This window comes from Nitrospiraceae bacterium (genome assembly GCA_021373015.1).
GTDB lineage: Bacteria > Nitrospirota > Thermodesulfovibrionia > Thermodesulfovibrionales > UBA1546 > JAJFTJ01.
Window position 1 is genome coordinate 14,724 of sequence record JAJFTJ010000007.1, and the last position, 18,126, is coordinate 32,849.

General features: G+C 39.2%; 18 protein-coding genes. 16 read left to right on the top strand and 2 right to left on the bottom strand.

The annotated features are described in order from the left end of the window. Positions 1-227: 227 nt before the first annotated feature. The gene (locus LLF28_04025; protein ID MCE5194611.1) at positions 228-791 is read left to right on the top strand and encodes a hypothetical protein; all 564 of its coding nucleotides are present in this window, start codon (positions 228-230) and stop codon (positions 789-791) included. Between the two features lie 109 nt (positions 792-900). On the opposite strand, the gene LLF28_04030 is transcribed toward LLF28_04025, so the two are convergent. Continuing rightward, positions 901-2,808: a propionyl-CoA synthetase gene (locus tag LLF28_04030; protein ID MCE5194612.1), complete on the bottom strand. Its 1,908-nt coding sequence runs from the start codon at positions 2,806-2,808 to the stop codon at positions 901-903. A 139-nt stretch (positions 2,809-2,947) separates the two neighbouring features. On the opposite strand from LLF28_04030, the gene LLF28_04035 reads away from it, so the two are divergent. From LLF28_04035 to prfA, 10 genes are all read left to right on the top strand, one after another. Continuing rightward, the gene (locus LLF28_04035) at positions 2,948-3,382 is read left to right on the top strand and encodes a DUF296 domain-containing protein (protein MCE5194613.1); all 435 of its coding nucleotides are present in this window, start codon (positions 2,948-2,950) and stop codon (positions 3,380-3,382) included. A 92-nt stretch (positions 3,383-3,474) separates the two neighbouring features. Next, positions 3,475-3,903, top strand: a complete 429-nt coding sequence (aroQ, locus tag LLF28_04040) for a type II 3-dehydroquinate dehydratase (GenBank protein MCE5194614.1) — start codon at positions 3,475-3,477, stop codon at positions 3,901-3,903. 10 nt (positions 3,904-3,913) lie between these two features. Then, on the top strand, positions 3,914-5,005 hold the full coding sequence (locus LLF28_04045) for a Xaa-Pro peptidase family protein (protein ID MCE5194615.1): 1,092 nt from the start codon (positions 3,914-3,916) through the stop codon (positions 5,003-5,005). Positions 5,006-5,032: 27 nt separating this feature from the next. Beyond that, positions 5,033-5,596 carry an elongation factor P gene (efp, locus tag LLF28_04050; GenBank protein MCE5194616.1) on the top strand — a complete coding sequence of 188 codons (564 nt, stop codon included), beginning with the start codon at positions 5,033-5,035 and terminating at the stop codon, positions 5,594-5,596. Positions 5,597-5,630: 34 nt separating this feature from the next. Next, a complete protein-coding gene (gene accB / locus LLF28_04055) occupies positions 5,631-6,077 on the top strand; it encodes an acetyl-CoA carboxylase biotin carboxyl carrier protein (protein MCE5194617.1) in 447 nt (148 codons plus the stop codon). Between the two features lie 18 nt (positions 6,078-6,095). Further along, entirely contained in the window at positions 6,096-7,466 is a 1,371-nt protein-coding gene (gene accC, locus LLF28_04060) for an acetyl-CoA carboxylase biotin carboxylase subunit (protein ID MCE5194618.1), read from the top strand. Next, positions 7,463-7,756, top strand: coding sequence for a PilZ domain-containing protein (locus tag LLF28_04065; GenBank protein MCE5194619.1), 294 nt, complete (start codon positions 7,463-7,465; stop codon positions 7,754-7,756). The genes accC and LLF28_04065 overlap by 4 nt, the downstream gene beginning before the upstream one ends. A gap of 87 nt (positions 7,757-7,843) precedes the next feature. Beyond that, positions 7,844-8,053, top strand: coding sequence for a 50S ribosomal protein L31 (gene rpmE, locus LLF28_04070; GenBank protein ID MCE5194620.1), 210 nt, complete (start codon positions 7,844-7,846; stop codon positions 8,051-8,053). A 116-nt stretch (positions 8,054-8,169) separates the two neighbouring features. Continuing rightward, positions 8,170-9,024: a DUF1385 domain-containing protein gene (locus tag LLF28_04075; protein ID MCE5194621.1), complete on the top strand. Its 855-nt coding sequence runs from the start codon at positions 8,170-8,172 to the stop codon at positions 9,022-9,024. 13 nt (positions 9,025-9,037) lie between these two features. After that, positions 9,038-10,099: a peptide chain release factor 1 gene (gene prfA / locus LLF28_04080; protein MCE5194622.1), complete on the top strand. Its 1,062-nt coding sequence runs from the start codon at positions 9,038-9,040 to the stop codon at positions 10,097-10,099. Between the two features lie 95 nt (positions 10,100-10,194). Here prfA and LLF28_04085 read toward each other — a convergent pair whose 3' ends face one another. Next, positions 10,195-11,151, bottom strand: a complete 957-nt coding sequence (locus LLF28_04085) for a class I SAM-dependent methyltransferase (GenBank protein ID MCE5194623.1) — start codon at positions 11,149-11,151, stop codon at positions 10,195-10,197. A gap of 188 nt (positions 11,152-11,339) precedes the next feature. Between LLF28_04085 and prmC the strand changes: the two genes are divergently transcribed. From prmC to lspA, 5 genes are all read left to right on the top strand, one after another. Further along, complete coding sequence (gene prmC / locus LLF28_04090) at positions 11,340-12,182, top strand: peptide chain release factor N(5)-glutamine methyltransferase (protein ID MCE5194624.1); 843 nt, start codon at positions 11,340-11,342, stop codon at positions 12,180-12,182. A 59-nt stretch (positions 12,183-12,241) separates the two neighbouring features. Continuing rightward, on the top strand, positions 12,242-12,670 hold the full coding sequence (locus LLF28_04095) for a SoxR reducing system RseC family protein (GenBank protein ID MCE5194625.1): 429 nt from the start codon (positions 12,242-12,244) through the stop codon (positions 12,668-12,670). Positions 12,671-12,754: 84 nt separating this feature from the next. Further along, positions 12,755-14,854, top strand: a complete 2,100-nt coding sequence (gene fusA, locus LLF28_04100) for an elongation factor G (protein ID MCE5194626.1) — start codon at positions 12,755-12,757, stop codon at positions 14,852-14,854. Next, positions 14,851-17,658 (top strand): isoleucine--tRNA ligase, encoded by a 2,808-nt coding sequence (gene ileS, locus LLF28_04105; protein MCE5194627.1) that lies wholly within the window; start codon positions 14,851-14,853, stop codon positions 17,656-17,658. The genes fusA and ileS overlap by 4 nt, the downstream gene beginning before the upstream one ends. Beyond that, positions 17,655-18,119: a signal peptidase II gene (gene lspA / locus LLF28_04110; protein MCE5194628.1), complete on the top strand. Its 465-nt coding sequence runs from the start codon at positions 17,655-17,657 to the stop codon at positions 18,117-18,119. Before ileS ends, lspA begins: the two co-directional genes overlap by 4 nt. Positions 18,120-18,126 lie beyond the last annotated feature (7 nt).

The window sequence follows — 18,126 nt, forward strand, 5'->3', positions numbered from 1 at the left end:
TATATTTTTTAAAGCCTGTTTTTTTAAAAAGACAGGCTTTTTATTTTTAACACCAGCTTTAATTATTTGACAAACCCTTCAGAAAATAATAAATTCTCATCATATAGAGGCAAGAAGAGATAAGCTGTGATTAGTCCAAAAGGAAGGCATAAGAAAGAGGATGATAAAAATAGAACCGTCCCATTTAACATTCATTGACGTATTTATATTTAAATAAGGAGATATGTATGAGAGTCAGAATTCTAATAATAATTATTATATTTGTTTTTATAGAAATATTTTTTGGAGAATCTGTAACTGCATTAGAGAAAAAAGTCTTTATTGAAATGGACTCAATCCCATCAATAGTTATCCCTGGAGATAAGCCGATCACATTAACTAAAGAGTTTCTAACAAAATTATTACCGGAATTAAAAAATCCTCGACTTATGTCACTTGAAGATTTTGCAGATCCTGAAGATAAAGAGGCATTCTTAGAAAGTGGTTGTACATTTGTATTGCGGGGAGATTTTAATAATGATGGTATAGCTGATTTAGCATTTGTTGGTAAATATGACAATCTTTCTAATCCAAAATATAGCAGTTTTTTTGTAATAGTAAGTATTAAGCAGAAAAAAGTAGTCAGAGAGTATTTTACGCCACTTATGACTTCTCAGGTTGCTCTGCTTAACGTATTAAAATATAAAAGAAAAATTGATGCAATCGAGCTTATATATCATTTTGAATCTGAGGAATGCGGGTATTTATTTTGGAGCAACAAAAAGTATGTATATCAGAGCTGCTTAGATTAAAAAAAATGATTAAAAGTGAATATTTGGGGCAAAAGAAGGGACGGTTGTACTAGCTCACTGCTTCTTGCTAAGGCATTTCAACAATCAATTTCTAAATTCCAAATTTTGCTTATGCAGAAGGATATCCAATTTCATTAAGAGCTGTCTCGATCTCTTTTAAAACAGCAGGATCGTCTATGGTCGATGGCATAGTATATTCTTCACCATCAGCTATTTTTCTCATCGTGCCTCTTAATATTTTCCCTGACCGCGTCTTGGGAAGTCTGTTTACTACCGCAACATTTTTAAAACAGGCGATGGGGCCTATCTCCTCTCGCACCATTTTTATAAGATCTGATTTTATCGTTTCAGAGGCTGCGTCAACGCCTAATTTAAGAACAACCAATCCGACAGGCAGTTGCCCTTTTAGAGAGTCGGCGGCTCCGATTACAGCGCACTCAGCAATGTGTGGATGTGTTGATACAACTTCTTCCATCTCGCCTGTTGAGAGTCTGTGACCTGCAACATTTATAACATCATCGACTCTTCCCATTACGAATACATACCCGTCTTTGTCTATGAATCCTCCGTCACTTGTAAAATAATATCCCTTAAACACATTGAGATAGGATTTGATAAATCTGTCGTCAGCGTTCCAGAGCGTAGGGAGTGTTCCGGGAGGAAGTGGAAGTTTTATGGCAATGACACCTTCAGTGCCATTAGGTACTTCTTTACCTTCAGTATCCAGAACTCTCACATCATATCCCGGCACTGGTTTTGTGGATGAACCGGGCTTTACAGGCATCTGCTCTATTCCAATGCAATTTGCTGTAATAGGCCAGCCTGTTTCCGTCTGCCACCAGTGATCAATAACGGGTTTATTAAGCAGGTTCTTTGCCCAATTATAGGTGTCCGGGTCGAGTCTTTCTCCTGCCAAGAAGAGATATCTGAAATTTGAAAGATCATATTTTTTGGTATATGCTCCGTCAGGGTCTTCTTTTTTTATCGCCCTGAAAGCAGTCGGAGCAGTAAATAATGCCTTTACTCCGTGCTCTGATATTACTCTCCAGAAAGCTCCAGGATCAGGAGTGCCTACGGATTTTCCTTCATAAAGAATTGTTGTACAGCCGTGCAGAAGCGGGCCATAGACAATATATGAATGTCCTACCACCCATCCCACATCGGATGCAGCCCAGAATACTTCTCCCGGCTTTACGTCATAAATATTTTCCATGCTCCATGCAAGAGCAACAGCATGCCCGCCATTATCGCGTACAACACCCTTTGGAATGCCTGTTGTGCCTGAAGTATAAAGGATATAAAGAGGATCAGTAGCTTTGACAGACACACAGTCTGCAGGCTTAGCAGATAATAGTATTTCATCCCAGTCAAGATCTCGGTCATTAATGAAATTGACCTTCATCTTATCTTTAATCTCAGGTCTTTGGTATATTACGCATTTTCCAGGCTTATGCTTTGAAAGCTCGATCGCCTTGTCAATCATTGGTTTGTATTCTATCAATCTTGATATTTCTATTGCTCCAGATGCTGATACGATAACCTTTGGTTTTGCGTCGTCTATTCTTATTGCAAGCTCATGAGGAGCAAACCCTCCAAAGACTACGGAATGTACAGCACCGAGCCTTGCGCATGCCAGAATAGAAATAACAGCCTGAGGAATCATAGGCATATAAATAATTACTGTATCGCCTTTTGAAACGCCAAGGCTTGATAGTGCGCCTGCAAACAGAGATACTTCCTTCAGGAGTTCTTTATATGTGAATTTTTGGGTTTGTTTTGTTACAGGACTGTCATAAATAAGAGCTGTCTGATCTGCACGTCCATTTTCGACATGGCGGTCGAGTGCATTGTAGCACGTGTTCATCTCAGCGCCTGGAAACCATTTATATAGAGGCTCAGCAGAATCATCAAGCACCTTGTCCCATTTTTTGTACCAATGTATTTTATCTGCTGCCTCAGCCCAAAAACTTTCAGGATCTGAGATGCTTTTTTTGAATTTTTCGTTATATCTGCTCATACGCCTCCTTTAAAACGAGCTTTTTTAGAGTTTCAATATGCTATAAAATGAGCGAGGCTTTGTCAATAAATATGAAGAATTATTTTTTGAGGTTGATATAAAATATCGAAAATACCGCTGCATCTAAAAAAGGAGAATTATGAAATATCAGATAGGGAAAACAGGACGAGTTGTAATTGCAAGATTCGAAGATCATGAGGATGTTCTTGGGAATATCGTGAACATTTCTAAGAAAGAGAACATAAAGTCAGGAGTTGTTTACATAGTCGGAGGAATGAGAGAAGGAGGGATTGTTGTAGGACCTGATAAGGATGTTGTGCCTCCTGTTCCTGTGTGGAAAAATCTTCGTGAGGTTCACGAAGTCGTAGGCTTTGGCACGATCTTCTGCCAGGATAATGAGCCTAAGGTGCATCTGCACGGAGCATTCGGGAAAAAAGATATGGTTAAGGTCGGGTGTCTGAGAGAAAAATCAGAGACATTTCTTGTGCTCGAGGCGGTAATTATTGAGATCGACGGAGTTAATGCTGTAAGGGAATTCGATCCTGAGTCAGGACTCACGCTCTTGAAACTCTAAAAAACAAAGGTTTTCAAGACAGGAAGCTGTTGAGTTTATATAATTAAATTGATATTATACGAATATCGAAATTGCTTTAATTGGAGGCTGTCGTGAATGTCCTTGTAATACACGGACCGAATCTTAATCTTCTTGGCAAGCGCGAAAAAAATATATATGGCATGCAGACACTTGAGGATATTAATAATAAACTCAATTTGCTTGCATCTGAGCTCGGCTTGAAAATATCGATAGCCCAGTCAAACAGCGAAGCAGAGATAATAGATACAATCCAGAAAAAAGATTTTGACGTGCTTATTATAAATCCTGCAGCATATACACATACAAGCGTGGCAATAAGAGATGCTATTGCAGCAGTAGACAAGCCTGTGATTGAAGTGCATATTTCTAATATCTACAAACGCGAAGACTTTAGGCAAAAATCTTACATTGCAGGAGTTTCAACAGGACAGATAAGCGGTCTTGGCGTTGACAGTTACCTCATGGCCCTTAGGGCATCAAAGAATCTCATCCAGAGATAGCATTTATTTTATGAACTATAAACCAGATACCACATATATGTCTTCTCACTTTGAGAGCAGGATTAAACAGGTTAGAAAAACTCTTAAAAGCGCAGATGGATTTTTAATTTTCGATAAGAGTAATGTAAGATACTTGACAGGCTTTACAGGTTCATCGGGGTCTGTTCTGATTACAAAGAAGAAGAATATATTCCTGACTGATTTCAGATATAAAGAACAGGCAGAGGCTGAATTAAAAAAATTTGATGTTTTTACAGTTAAGAAAAACTGGCCTGAATCTGTATCGAAAATCACAAGAAAACTCTGTCTGAAAAAAATCGGGATCGAATCGTCCGTGTCGTATGCTTTTTTCAAAGATATAGAGAAAAGAATTAAACTAAAGCCTTTCAAAAATATAATCGAGAGAATAAGAGCGATTAAAGATGATGAAGAGATTCGGCTGATCAAAGAGGCAGTGCATCGCGCTGAATCCGGATTTTTGGAAACACTGCCTTATATAAAGCAAGGCAGAACCGAAATTTGTATTGCAGGAATTCTTGAAAAAAACCTTAAAAAAACAGGAAGTAAACATATGCCATTTGATATAATACTGTCTTCAGGGAAAAATGCATCCATGCCTCATATGAGGCCTACAGAGAAAAAGCTGGAAGCAGGAGATATTGTTGTTATTGACTGGGGCGCTGAGGCAGGAGGATATTGTTCTGATATGACAAGGACACTGCTTGTAAAGGGGAAAGATACCGCAAAACAGCAAAAGATTTACAATGTGGTGCTGGAGGCAAATAAAAAGGCTATAGCTAAAGTGAAACATGGAATAAGCTGCAGAACGATTGACAACTTTGCAAGAGATGTTATAAAAAAAGCCGGATATGGAGAATTTTTTGGACACGGCACAGGACATGGAGTAGGAATCCAGTTTCATGAGCTGCCGTGGATATCACGACTGGGCAAAGGTGTGATAAAAGAAAACATGGTTTTTACGATAGAGCCTGGCATCTATCTGCCGGGATCATATGGAGTCAGGATTGAGGATATGGTGCTTGTAAAAAAGAAGGACGCTGAAGTGCTTACAAAACTGCCTAAAGAATTGAAGATGGTTTGATTAATAATATTTTGACGGAGGATGTAATTGATTTCGACGAGTGATTTTAGAAAAGGATTAAAAGTTGAATACAAGGGGGAACCTTGCGAGATAGTGGACTTCCAGCATGTAAAGATGGGACGCGGGGGCGCTATAATCAGAACAAAGATGAGAAATATCAAGACAGGAGCTGTGCTTGAAGAGACTTTCAGGTCAGGCGAAAAACTTCCACCTCCTTCTCTTGAAGAAAAGAACATGCAATATTTGTATGTTCAGGATAATGTGTATTATTTTATGGATGCGGAGACATACGAACAGGTTCCTTTATCAGAGGAAAATCTTGGTGATATAAAAAAATTTCTTAAAGAAAATACCAATGTAAAGATACTCTATCATAAGGGTGAACCTATAAGCGTGGATATTCCTACCTTTGTTGAATTAAAGGTTATGCAGACCGATCCTGTGGGCTTTAAAGGAGATACAGCATCAGGAGGCGGAAAACCCGCAACACTTGAAACAGGCACGGTGGTAAGAGTGCCTTTTCATATAAATGAAGGCGATGTAATTAAAATAGATACTAGAACGTCTGAGTATATTGAGAGAGTAAAATAATTATTGCAGTAAGGACTATTTATCAGGAGGGAATATGGAGCTTGATGATTTAAAGGAAATAATAGAGCTGCTTAAAGATACTGATATTACGGAATTGCAGGTAGAAAAAGACGGAACTAAGGTCAAAGTAAAAAGAGAAAAATTATTATCCTCTATTGAACTGACAAAGCCTCAGATTTCACATCAGGAAAGATCTTTGCTTCCCAAGGAAGAAGATACGCAGAGACTGGTAACAGTAACCTCGCCTATTGTAGGAACATTTTACAGATCTTCATCCCCTGAGGCAGCGCCTTTTGTCGAGGCAGGAGCAAAAGTCAAAAAAGGCCAGGTGCTCTGCATTATAGAAGCAATGAAGCTTATGAATGAGATTGAGTCCGATGCTGACGGCGTTCTGATGAGAATTCTCGTTGAAAACGGACATTCTGTTGAATACGGAGAGCCTCTCTTTCTCATCGAGCCTGAATCCACATATTCACAATAGAAAGCGAGCACATATAAAATGGATTTATTTAAAAAAATTCTTATAGCAAATAGAGGCGAGATTGCAGTAAGGGTAATACGCGCTTGCAAAGAACTAGGCATAAGGACAGTTGCTGTTTATTCTGAAGTGGAAAAAGATTCTCTGCATGTAAAGATTGCTGATGAGGCTGTCTGCATTGGACCTGCAAATCCAACACAAAGCTATCTGAATATCCCAGCGATACTGAGCGCAGCAGAGATAACTGATGCTGAAGCAGTACATCCAGGTTATGGATTTTTGTCAGAGAATTATCATTTTGCAGAGGCATGTGCAACCTCAGGCATAACATTCGTCGGCCCTACTGCTGAAAATATCAGAACCGGCGGAGACAAGGCTAAGGCAAGACAGATAATGAAGAAACGCGGGATCCCTGTTGTGCCTGGAAGCGACGGACCGGTTATCTCAGAAGAAGAAGCAATGGAGGTTGCAAAAAATATCGGGTTCCCTGTGATCATAAAGGCTTCAGCCGGCGGAGGCGGAAGGGGAATGAGGATTGTGAAAGAGGAAGGCGAGCTTGACAATTTATTTTTTATGGCACAGAGAGAAGCTCTTGCTGCATTTGGCAATGGAGAGCTTTATGTTGAAAAATATATACCTGAACTCAGACATGTTGAGGTTCAGATAGCTGCGGATAATAAAGGCAATGTTCTTCACTTTGGCGAAAGAGACTGTTCAATACAAAGAAGGCATCAGAAGCTGGTTGAGGAATCTCCGTCACCGATTTCAACAGAAAAATTCAGAAAGGACATAGGTGAATATGCTGTTAAAGCTGCCAGGGCTCTCAAATACAGAAATATTGGGACAATTGAATTTATAGTTGACACTGAAGGTAATATGTATTTTATCGAGATCAATACAAGGGTTCAGGTCGAACACCCTGTAACAGAGATGGTCTGCGGTATTGATCTGATAAAAGAACAGATAAAGCTTGCAGCAGGGCTGCCTCTTGATTATAAACAGAGCAACATAAAGATGACAGGGCATGCTATAGAATGCAGGATAAACGCAGAAGATCCTGAAAAATTTATTCCTTCTCCCGGGAAAATAACAATGCTTTCATTGCCTGGAGGCCCGGGCGTTAGAGTAGATACAGCCGCTTATTGCGGATGGACAGTTCCGTCCCAGTATGATTCACTGATAGCAAAGCTGGTGGTTCACGCAAGCTGTAGGGAAGAGGCTATAATGAGAATGAGGCGGGCGCTTGACGAATTTATAATAGAGGGCATAAAAACAACAGTGCCTTTTCACAAAAAAGTTTTTTCACATCCTGATTTTACAAGAGGCGAATTCAATACTGGCTTTATTGAGAAGCTGAATGGAACAGGAGTTGTGAAACAGGAACAAAAATGAAAAAAGATATTGACCTGAGAAAAAAACGCACTCTTATCGAAAAGGAAGTAATAATCAAAAATATAATAAAGGCAGAGGCGCTTGATATCAGCTCGGAGGGAATGTATATATATACGCAGGCGGATGTTATAGAAGGCGCTATTTTTGAGATAAGCTTTAAGATAGATAACCACAATATAAAAGCGATGGTCAAGGCACAGCATGTTGAACCACACGTCGGTGTTGGAGTTAAGTTTGTGGATATTTCTGATACGGATTCGAACTTAATAAAAAAGTTTGTCGAGTCTTGATCAAAGGGATTTTAAGGGAAAAATCAGAGATTGCTAAAGTTATCTGGAATTATTTATAATATATAAATTTCATTTGGGAGGAAAAAGTTGAAGGAAGGTATTCATCCAAAGTACAAAGAAGCAACAGTAATCTGTGCCTGCGGCGAGACTTTTACTACTAGATCAACTATGCCGAAGATACATGTTGATATATGCTCAGTATGCCATCCGTTTTTCACAGGGAAGCAAAAGATAATGGATGCAGAGGGCAGAGTAGAAAAGTTTAAGAAAAAATACGCAAAGACAAGCAATAAGTAGATATCCAAAAGATTAAAGTCGTTAGTTGCTTTAAGTGTGACTAACGGCTTTTTTATTTGGAAAGATATTAGTGTGTATCCCCTCTTTAATAAAAAAATACTACAAGAAGGTTTTTAATGAAAAATGTAGGCGGACAGGCAGTAATTGAAGGTGTTATGATGAGGGCGCCTGAAAAATGGGGTGTTGCAGTGAGAGATACCAAAGGCAATATCCATGTAAAAACTGAAGAACTCTCAGAACTTTCAAAGCCTTTTAAGATGCCTCTGGTGAGAGGATTCATAGCGCTTTTTTACGCATTATTTCTTGGGGTAAAAGCAATAGAATTTTCTGCAAACAAGGCATATGATGAAGCCGAGGGAAAACTTACTCCTCTGGCAATGGCCGGCACAATGGGCTTTGCTTTTATCCTTGCAATCCTGCTCTTTCTGCTGCTCCCTTTGTATGCAACAAAACTGGTTGGCATTGCATATTCCTCTGTCTCAGACAGTTCGTTCATGTTTAATATTGTTGACGGGATTATAAGAGTCTTTGTGTTTCTTATATATGTTGTGTCAATAGGATTTTGGAAGGATATGAAAAGAATATTCGAATATCACGGAGCAGAACATAAAGTTATCCATGCATATGAAGCAGGTGAGAGTCTTACGATAGAAAATATCAAAAAATACAGCATTCATCATGCAAGATGCGGTACAAGTTTTCTTCTTATCGTAATGGTGATAAGTATTTTTATCTTTTCCTTTATACCGCAGGAATGGTCATTCCTTTATAAATTCGGTTCAAGGCTTTTGCTTATCCCTCTAGTTGCAGGACTTTCATATGAGATGCTTAAGCTGTCTTCAAAATTAAAAGAGAATTTTTTTATGAAAATAATGATCATGCCCGGCCTTATGCTTCAGAGGCTGACAACGAGCGAGCCTGACGACAAGCAAATAGAAGTTGCTGTCAGGGCTTTAAAAGAAGTGCTTTAAACAGGAGAGAAAGATGCTTGATAAACTCCATGCAATAAAAGAAAGATACGAAAAGCTTAATAATTTTCTGATGGATCCTAAGATCCTTGCAATACCTTATGAATATCAGAAATGTTCCAGGGAACAGTCAGAGCTCCAGCCTATTGTTACAAAGATAGACGAATATATGAAACTCATCTCTGATATAGAAGAAGCAGAAGAGATGATTAAAAGCGAAGACAGTGAGATGGTAGAGCTTGCTAAGACAGAGATAAATGAACTCAGAGACAGAAAGCCGAAGATTGAGGAAGATCTCAAGATAATGCTTATTCCAAAAGATTCCAGGGACGAGAAGAGCGTAATTCTGGAAATAAGAGCAGGAACAGGCGGAGACGAGGCAGCATTGTTTGCTGGTAACCTGTTCAGGATGTATTCAAGATATGCTGAGTCAAAGAAATGGAAAGTTGAGATAATTGATTCGAGTCCAACAGGACTTGGAGGACTCAAGGAGATTGTAGCATCAATAGATGGTAAAGATGTTTACAGCAAGTTAAAGTATGAAAGCGGAGTGCATCGCGTACAAAGAGTCCCACAAACAGAAACATCAGGAAGAATTCACACATCAGCTGCAACAGTTGCAGTTTTGCCTGAAGCCGAAGATGTTGATATAAGGATAGAAGAAAAAGATCTCAGGATTGATACATTCTGCTCATCAGGCGCAGGAGGACAGAGCGTTAATACTACCTATTCAGCAGTCAGGATCACCCATGTGCCTACAGGTCTTGTTGTACAGTGTCAGGATGAGAGGTCTCAGTTGAAAAACAGGGGAAAAGCGATGAAGGTTCTGCGCTCAAGACTGCTTGAACTTGAGATAGAGAAAAAAGATAAAGAGCGCGCTGCTGATAGAAAAACGCAGGTCGGCACTGGAGACAGAAGCGAAAGAATAAGAACATATAATTTCCCGCAAAACAGGGTGACAGACCACAGAATAGGGCTTACGCTTCACAAGCTTGAAAATATTCTTGAGGGAAACCTTGACGAAATAGTCGAAGGACTGATCATCTATTATCAGACAGAAAAGCTGAAAGAACTGTAAAGATTATAAATTTAAAGTTTTTGTTTGTAGTCGTATATTTTGAACATTATACGACTACGGAGTGTGATGAAATTACTGTCCAGTACAGCGACTTGTTAGAGCACCTTTCTTATCCACAAGCTTGTATTTCCGGGCGTTAACTTTGAACTAGGCGTATTCAGTATGCGCGGCATGGACTTTTCTAAAACGTCAGTATGATGTAACGCCATGTAGGAATTGAAATACAGAATTTCAAAGGCCTGATTATACTGCAAAAAAGCCCGTAGAATATATGCTTCATTCCATGCTCGTCCATCTTCTAGCCAATTCTTTGGATACTCAAATGGCCATAGGACATCGTGAAAATGTATCAGCACGCCCTTTTTAAGTTGAGGAAGGATATGAAAAAGAATATGCAGGACATCACTATTGATTTTTGTTACATGACTCGAATCGATGAATAGGATATCATCTGCTTCGAGCGAGCTGAAGATATTCAATTCAACTTCTTGGATTTGTTTTACTTCTACCCTGACTTTCCCTCTGTCTTCTTCTGAAAGTAAAGTGAATAATCGGTCTGGAAACGGTTCAATAAATGTAAAATCAACTTTTTTATGAAGAAACAAGTCATTTATGTCGAGCATTTCAGATGAGGAAAATCCAGATCCAACCTCAATTATGCGCTTTGGACTAAAGTGCCTCAAAAAAAAATACAAGATGATACCATCACCGTAGCTAAAAAATGGATTGTCAAGATAGTAACGATATTCTTCTGATTTAGTGTCGGGGAATGGCATTTCCTTATATAGCGCAGAGACGCTCTCTATGAGTTGAATCTGTGAATCAGCGTTAATCTTTAGTGATTCTATGCTTGTTGCTGATCTGTCAAAAATATATCTTGATTTTGAACAAATTTCTTGAAAGTCAGGTATAGGAGAATAAAAATGACCTGGAGCTGCAAATCTAATAAAACGAAAATTATCTGATTTCAATAGAGAACGAATAGTATCTCTGTTTCTGTAGAGGTTTTTCAGAAATTTAATATTTCTGGATATCTTATTAATTAAGCTCATTGTTCAGTCCCTTATAATACATGTTCTAGCAATTAGTATACGAACTGTCGTATTTCCCTAAAACTGCTAAAACAGTATCACATCCAAAAGACTTTTTAAAGAAAAAATCGCGTTGATTAAGTATTCAGATTTTACGGTTTTTAGATTTTGTGATATTATGGACACGAAATGAATCAGACGGATAATCTATGAATGTGATCGAAAAAATAAAAGAGGTTTCTACTCTCCTTGAATCTAAAGGCATCGAGGATTCTGCAAAAGAGGCTGTGCTGTTAATAACAGAGACGCTTCAGATAGACAAACATACGCTTTATGCGAAAGATATAGAGATTACATATGAGACATCTGGATTTATAGATTCACTTGTTCAAAGACGTATAAGAAGAGAGCCAATACAATACATACTGGGCCATGTTGATTTTTTCGGACTTAAAATAAAAGTAGGTAAAGGTGTTCTTATTCCAAGGCCCGAGACAGAGATTATAGCAGAAGAAGTTATTAAAATTTTACCTTCTGAGGCTGAAGTGAAAATCCTTGACCTTTGCACAGGCTCAGGGTGCCTTGCTTTTGCAATAGCAAAAAATTTTCCTTATTCAAAGGTATTTGGCACAGACATATCAGACAGGGCTCTTGAATATGCAGTAGAAAATGCAAAGATTAATAACATTAAAAATATATCTTTTTTTTCAGGCTCATTGTATGAACCAGCCAGACAATTTACGCCTTTTGATCTGATAGTCTCTAATCCACCTTATATTAAAAAAAATGATATTGATTCTCTCCAGCAGGAAATCAAAGATTGGGAACCTCATACAGCGCTTGATGGTGGAGAAGACGGTATGGAATTCTACAGAAAAATAATTTCAGATGCAGGGAAATATCTTTCGGATAATGGCTGTGTTTTTCTTGAGATCGGCATGGGACAGGCTGACGATATTGCAAAGATTGCAAAGCAGGCAGGTTTCAGCGATATTAATATTATTAAGGATTTTGCCGGAATAGAGCGTGTTTTTCGTATAAAAATAAGGTAGTTTAGGGCTATTGTAAAATCAAGACTTTTCAAAACCCAGTATGGTAAAATTCTACAATTATGGAAGAGATTGGCATAGTAAAAAGCATAGATGGTGTTTTAGCCAAGGTCTCGGTTCCAAAAAAAAGCATCTGCGAGGGCTGTACTGCAGGCACATGCAAACCTGATGCACAGACTATGGAGATAGATGCAGTAAACAAAGTGAATGCATCTATAGGGCAGAAGGTCAGGGTTGTCATAAACAGCTATACGTATCTTGGCGGCTCTATTATTGTTTACGGCCTCCCTGCAATCGCACTCATAGCAGGCGCAATAATAGGCAAGGATGTTGTCAGCCCAAAAATGAGCGATATGAATTCTGATCTGGTTTCAGCTATATTCGGATTCGGGGCTTTTCTGCTTTCTTTCATTGTAATAAAACTCTGGAGTATGAAGGCAGAAAAAAAGACTGAATCAAGACCTGTAATAGAAGAAATACTTAATGATTGAAAGCTAGCTGATCAGCCTCAAACTTTTATTCGTTTGAATTTTAGTTGAATACTAAGAGTTCTATAAAACGAGGGAGGGTGTCTTATGGCTAATTTTGAAGTCGACAAGATTCGCAATGTTGCTGTAATTGCACATGGAGGCGCGGGTAAAACTTCGCTTGTCGAGGCAATGCTTTTTGATTCAGGATCAGTAGATAGACTTGGCACTATCGAGGAAGGCAATACTACAACAGATTGTGAGCCGGAAGAAATTGCGAGAAAGATAACTATCATTTCTGCTCTTGGGTTTTGTAACTGGAATGGTTACAGGGTGAATGTTATTGACACTCCAGGATTCATAAATTTTATTGAAGATGTTAGAGGCTGCCTCAAGGCTGTTGACGGTGCGGTTGTAATAGTCAGCGCTATCTCAGGTGTAAAAGGCGAGACAGAGAAAATCTGGAGATATGCATGTGAATATGAAATACCGAGAATTGTTTTTATAAGCAAGATGGACAAGGAAGCAGCCAATTTTCATGTGGCGCTTGATGAACTCAGCCAGTCATTTGCAACAGAAGGATTAGCCCTCCAGATACCAATAGGAGCAGGTGACAATTTCACAGGAATAATAGACCTCGTTAATATGAAGGCATATAAATTCAATAATGGCAAGGCAGTTGAATCTGAGATGCCTGCTGACATGGCTTCACTGTTACAGGAATACAGAAAAAAGCTAATAGAGAAAATTGCAGAGTCAGATGATGCGCTTTTGGAGAAATATCTTGAAGGCAATGAATTGACACACGAAGAAATCTTGAAGGGAATAAAGGAAGGCGCGTTATCAAAGAAATTTATACCTGTGGTCTGCGGGTCAGCTACAAAAAATATCGGCATTCCTCAGCTGCTTGATACAATAATACTCTGTCTTCCATCACCTGATGACCTTGTGAAGGTTTTTCCAATAAAGGGAAAGAATCCTAAAACCGGCGAGCAAGTTCAGAGAAAGCCTGATCCAAAAGAACCCTTCTCAGCATATGTGTTCAAGACAATAGCAGACCCTTATGCAGGCAAGCTCTCGCTGTTCAGGATTTATTCAGGTATATTAAGAGCTGACTCAACTGTGCATAATGCAAATTCAGATACTGAAGAAAGAATAGGACATGTTTCCTACCTTCTCGGCAAAAAACAGATACCGGCAGCACAGCTTGGTCCCGGAGAGTTAGGCGTTCTCACAAAATTAAAAGAGACAAATACTGGCGATACGCTCTGCGAGAAAGCGCATCCAATAGTATTCGATAAAGTTAAATTTGCCGAACCGATAATCTCATATGCAATAGCTACAAAGGTAAAGGGGGATGAGGAAAAGGTGAGCGTTGGTCTTCACAGGATTCTTGAAGAAGACCCGACAATAAAGTTTCACAGGGACGAAGAGACAAAAGAAATGATACTCTCTGGAATGGGGCAGGTTCATCTTGAAGTTGCCTTAGAGAGATTAAAGAGAAAATTCGGTGCAGAAGTTATGATGAAGACGCCTAAGATCCCTTACAGAGAAACAATAAAGGCTGCAGCAAAGGCTCAGGGAAGATACAAAAAGCAGTCAGGAGGGAGAGGTCAGTATGGAGACTGCCATATAATGATCGAGCCTCTTGCAAGAAGCAAAGGTTTTGAATTTGTTGATAAGGTTGTCGGCGGATCTATCCCGAGGCAATATATCCCTGCTGTTGAGAAAGGCATTGTTGATGCAATGCATGAGGGAATAATTGCAGGTTATCCGATGGTTGATATCAGGGTAACACTTTATGACGGCTCATATCATACAGTTGACTCTTCAGAAATGGCATTCAAGATCGCGGGCTCGATGGCTATTAAAAAAGCTGTTGAGGATGCAAAACCGATTCTGCTTGAGCCGATAATGAAAGTAGAGGTTACAACTCCTGATGAGGCGCTTGGCGCAGTAATAGGAGACCTTAACTCAAAGAGAGGAAAGGTTCAGGGTGTAGAGCCTCAGAGCAAGAACCAGAAGATAAGCGCACTTGTTCCAATGTCAGAGATGCTGACTTATGCTAACCAGCTTCACAGTTTCACATCAGGAAGAGGAATGTATTCGATGGAGTTTTCACATTATGAAGAAGTTCCTTCACATATGGCGCAAAAGATAATAACTGAGAGAGAAGCTCACAAGAAGGAGAAGACAGAAGATAAATGACGGAAAAGAAGGACTACAAAGACACACTGAATCTGCCTAAAACGGGTTTCCCCATGAAGGCTAACCTCACACAGAAGGAGCCCGAGATGCTGAAGTTCTGGGAGGATAACAGCATATATCAGAAGATTCAGGATAAACATGAAGGCAGAGATTCCTACATACTGCATGATGGTCCGCCTTATGCTAACGGGAACATCCATATCGGGCATGCACTCAACAAGATACTCAAGGATATAATTATAAAATTCAAATCAATGCAGGGATTTTATTCGCCTTATGTTCCTGGATGGGACTGCCACGGACTGCCTATCGAACTTCAGGTAGACAAAAATCTTGGAGAAAAAAAAGATAAGGTAGACATCCTTGAAAAAAGAAAACTCTGCAAGGAATACGCAGCAAAGTTTGTTGATATACAAAGAGATGAATTCAAAAGGCTCGGTGTATTCGGAGACTGGCAGACGCCTTATCTTACTATGTCATATGGATATGAAGGGGCGATAGTAAAAGAATTTGTAGAATTCGTAAAAAACGGTTCTGTATATAAAGGCAAGAAGCCTGTTCACTGGTGTCCTTCATGCGTTACCGCACTTGCAGAGGCTGAGGTCGAATACGCTGATAAAGAATCTCCGTCAGTGTTTGTTAAATTCAGGATAGACGAGAATGACCTGAAAAAATATATTCCTATTCTTAAAGGAAAAGATGTTTTTGTAATCATCTGGACAACAACCCCGTGGACTCTGCCTGCAAATCTTGCACTCGCATTCCATCCGGAACTCAAATATGCTGCAGTAAAACATAACAATGAGATTTATATTGTTGCCGAAGGAAGGATGAATGAATTAAAAGAGAGAATTGGTCTTGAAGGAAATATCCTTGCATCAGTCTTAGGGAAGGATCTTGAAAATATGAATGCACATCATCCATTCATTAAGAGAAAATCAAGGACTGTGCTTGCTGATTTCGTATCTCTTGAAGAAGGGACAGGAATTGTTCATATAGCGCCGGGACACGGCGAGGATGACTATGCAGTAGGACTAAAATACAAACTTGATATATTTGCGCCTGTTGATGACAACGGTAAATTCACAAAAGAGGCAGGTGAATTTCAGGGGCAGTTTGTATTCAAGGCAAATGCTGCAATAATCGAGACGCTAAAAAACAATAACGCATTAATAAAAGAAGAAAAGGTAGGACATTCATATCCCCATTGCTGGAGATGCAAAAGGCCTGTGATATTCCGCGCAACAGAGCAGTGGTTTATATCTCTCTCTAATAATCAGCTCAGAGAAAAATCTCTTGCAGAGATTGATAAGGTGAACTGGGTTCCAAAGTGGGGCAGGGATAGAATCTACAATATGGTTCTTAACAGGCCTGACTGGTGTATCTCAAGACAGCGCTCGTGGGGTGTTCCTATCACTATCATAAGATGTAATGAGTGCGGGAGTTTTGTAAAAGACAGTAGTGTTCTTGAAGGAATAATAAAAGATGTTGAAAAGAACGGAGCTGATATATGGTTCATAAAAAAAGCGTCAGAGTTTCTTCCTTCAGGATATAAATGCAAGGGATGCGGGAAAACATCATTTTCAAAAGAGATGGACATATTGGATGTATGGTTTGATTCAGGCGTAAGCCATGCTGCTGTAGTAGAGAATGACAAAAGACTCACATGGCCTGCTGATATGTATCTTGAGGGCAGCGATCAGCACAGAGGATGGTTCCAAAGTTCTCTGCTTGCATCCACAGGCACAAGAGGGAAAGCTCCATATAAAACAGTGCTTACGCACGGCTTTGTTGTGGACGGATCAGGAAAGAAGATGTCCAAATCACTCGGAAATGTAGTAGCGCCTCAGGAAATAATAAAGGCAAACGGAGCTGAGATACTAAGACTATGGGTGTCAGCAGAAGATTACAGTGATGATATAAGAATATCAAAAGAGATAATAGACAGGCTTACAGAGGCTTATAGAAAGATAAGAAACACTGCGAGATTCCTTCTTGGCAATATAAATGATTTTGACGGCAGGAATTACAGCAGTGATCTTCTTGAGTTGGACAGATGGGCGATGTCAAGACTTCAGAATCTCATAGAAAAAATTACTCGAGCTTATGAGAAATTTGATTTTCATGAAGTCTATCAGCTGCTTCACAATTTCTGTATTGTGGATATGAGTAATTTTTATCTGGATATACTCAAGGACAGGCTTTATACATTCAAGACAGATTCAAAGGAAAGAAGGGCTGCCCAATGGGTGCTCCATAAAATTCTTGTAGCAATGACCGGGCTTATGGCTCCGACAGTCTCATTTACCGCTGAAGAGATATGGTCGACTATAAGAAAAGAGCTGAAGACAGGCGAAAAAGAGGAAAGTATTTTCCTTGCGCCTTTCCCTATTGTTGATAAAAAATTCATCAATCCTTCCCTTGAAGAAAAATGGGAGAGAATGATAAAGATAAGAAATGATGTAAATAAAGCGCTCGAGATAAAGAGACAGGGAAAGTTCATAGGTAATTCTCTTGAGGCAAAGGTAATTCTTTATCTCTCAGATAAAGATTATGAATTGCTCGGAGATTATAAGGATTTTTTATCCGCATTGTTTATAGTATCAGCTGCCGAGATAAGAAAAGAGGATGAGTTAGTAAAGACAGAATGTTTATTAGAAGCGCAAGAATCTTCTGAAATCTCAATTATTGTAGAAAAGGCAGAAGGCATGAAATGTGAGAGATGCTGGAGTCGTAGCATTTCTGTAGGCACATTTAAAGATGCGCCTGAGGTATGCAGCAGGTGTTATGGTGTAATAAAATGAAAAAAACAGCTTATCTTTTTATCGCATCTGCTGTAGTTATGATTGACCAGATCACAAAATATTTTGCAGACAATCTGATAAGTCCTTTTGAGTCTGTGAGGATTACGCCTTTTTTTCATCTGGTGAATGTAAGAAATACAGGCGTTGCATTTGGCATGTTCAAAGACTGGGGGAATGCTGTTTTTATAATAGTCTCCATTGCTGCGATAGCAGTTATTGTCTATATGTTTTTTAAAAACAAGGAAGATCCTCTGGGGCTTTCCCTTATTCTCTCAGGAGCAGCAGGCAATCTTATTGACAGGATCTACTACGGCTCTGTCAGGGATTTTCTGGATTTTTTCATAAACAGATTTCACTGGCCTGCATTTAATGTTGCGGATTCTGCTATCACAATAGGCATAGGACTGATTTTCATAAAACTGCTCAGAAGTCCGGTTGTTCAGACAGATAGTTATGAATAAAGAATTA

Coding starts and splice junctions, on each gene's coding strand:
- accC (MCE5194618.1), top strand. CDS start 6,096: ATGGATTTATTTAAAAAAATTCTTATAGCAAATAGAGGCGAGATTGCA.
- prfA (MCE5194622.1), top strand. CDS start 9,038: ATGCTTGATAAACTCCATGCAATAAAAGAAAGATACGAAAAGCTTAAT.
- LLF28_04035 (MCE5194613.1), top strand. CDS start 2,948: ATGAAATATCAGATAGGGAAAACAGGACGAGTTGTAATTGCAAGATTC.
- fusA (MCE5194626.1), top strand. CDS start 12,755: ATGGCTAATTTTGAAGTCGACAAGATTCGCAATGTTGCTGTAATTGCA.
- LLF28_04065 (MCE5194619.1), top strand. CDS start 7,463: ATGAAAAAAGATATTGACCTGAGAAAAAAACGCACTCTTATCGAAAAG.
- LLF28_04095 (MCE5194625.1), top strand. CDS start 12,242: ATGGAAGAGATTGGCATAGTAAAAAGCATAGATGGTGTTTTAGCCAAG.
- ileS (MCE5194627.1), top strand. CDS start 14,851: ATGACGGAAAAGAAGGACTACAAAGACACACTGAATCTGCCTAAAACG.
- LLF28_04025 (MCE5194611.1), top strand. CDS start 228: ATGAGAGTCAGAATTCTAATAATAATTATTATATTTGTTTTTATAGAA.
- LLF28_04045 (MCE5194615.1), top strand. CDS start 3,914: ATGAACTATAAACCAGATACCACATATATGTCTTCTCACTTTGAGAGC.
- accB (MCE5194617.1), top strand. CDS start 5,631: ATGGAGCTTGATGATTTAAAGGAAATAATAGAGCTGCTTAAAGATACT.
- LLF28_04030 (MCE5194612.1), bottom strand. CDS start 2,808: ATGAGCAGATATAACGAAAAATTCAAAAAAAGCATCTCAGATCCTGAA.
- LLF28_04085 (MCE5194623.1), bottom strand. CDS start 11,151: ATGAGCTTAATTAATAAGATATCCAGAAATATTAAATTTCTGAAAAAC.
- LLF28_04075 (MCE5194621.1), top strand. CDS start 8,170: ATGAAAAATGTAGGCGGACAGGCAGTAATTGAAGGTGTTATGATGAGG.
- lspA (MCE5194628.1), top strand. CDS start 17,655: ATGAAAAAAACAGCTTATCTTTTTATCGCATCTGCTGTAGTTATGATT.
- prmC (MCE5194624.1), top strand. CDS start 11,340: ATGAATGTGATCGAAAAAATAAAAGAGGTTTCTACTCTCCTTGAATCT.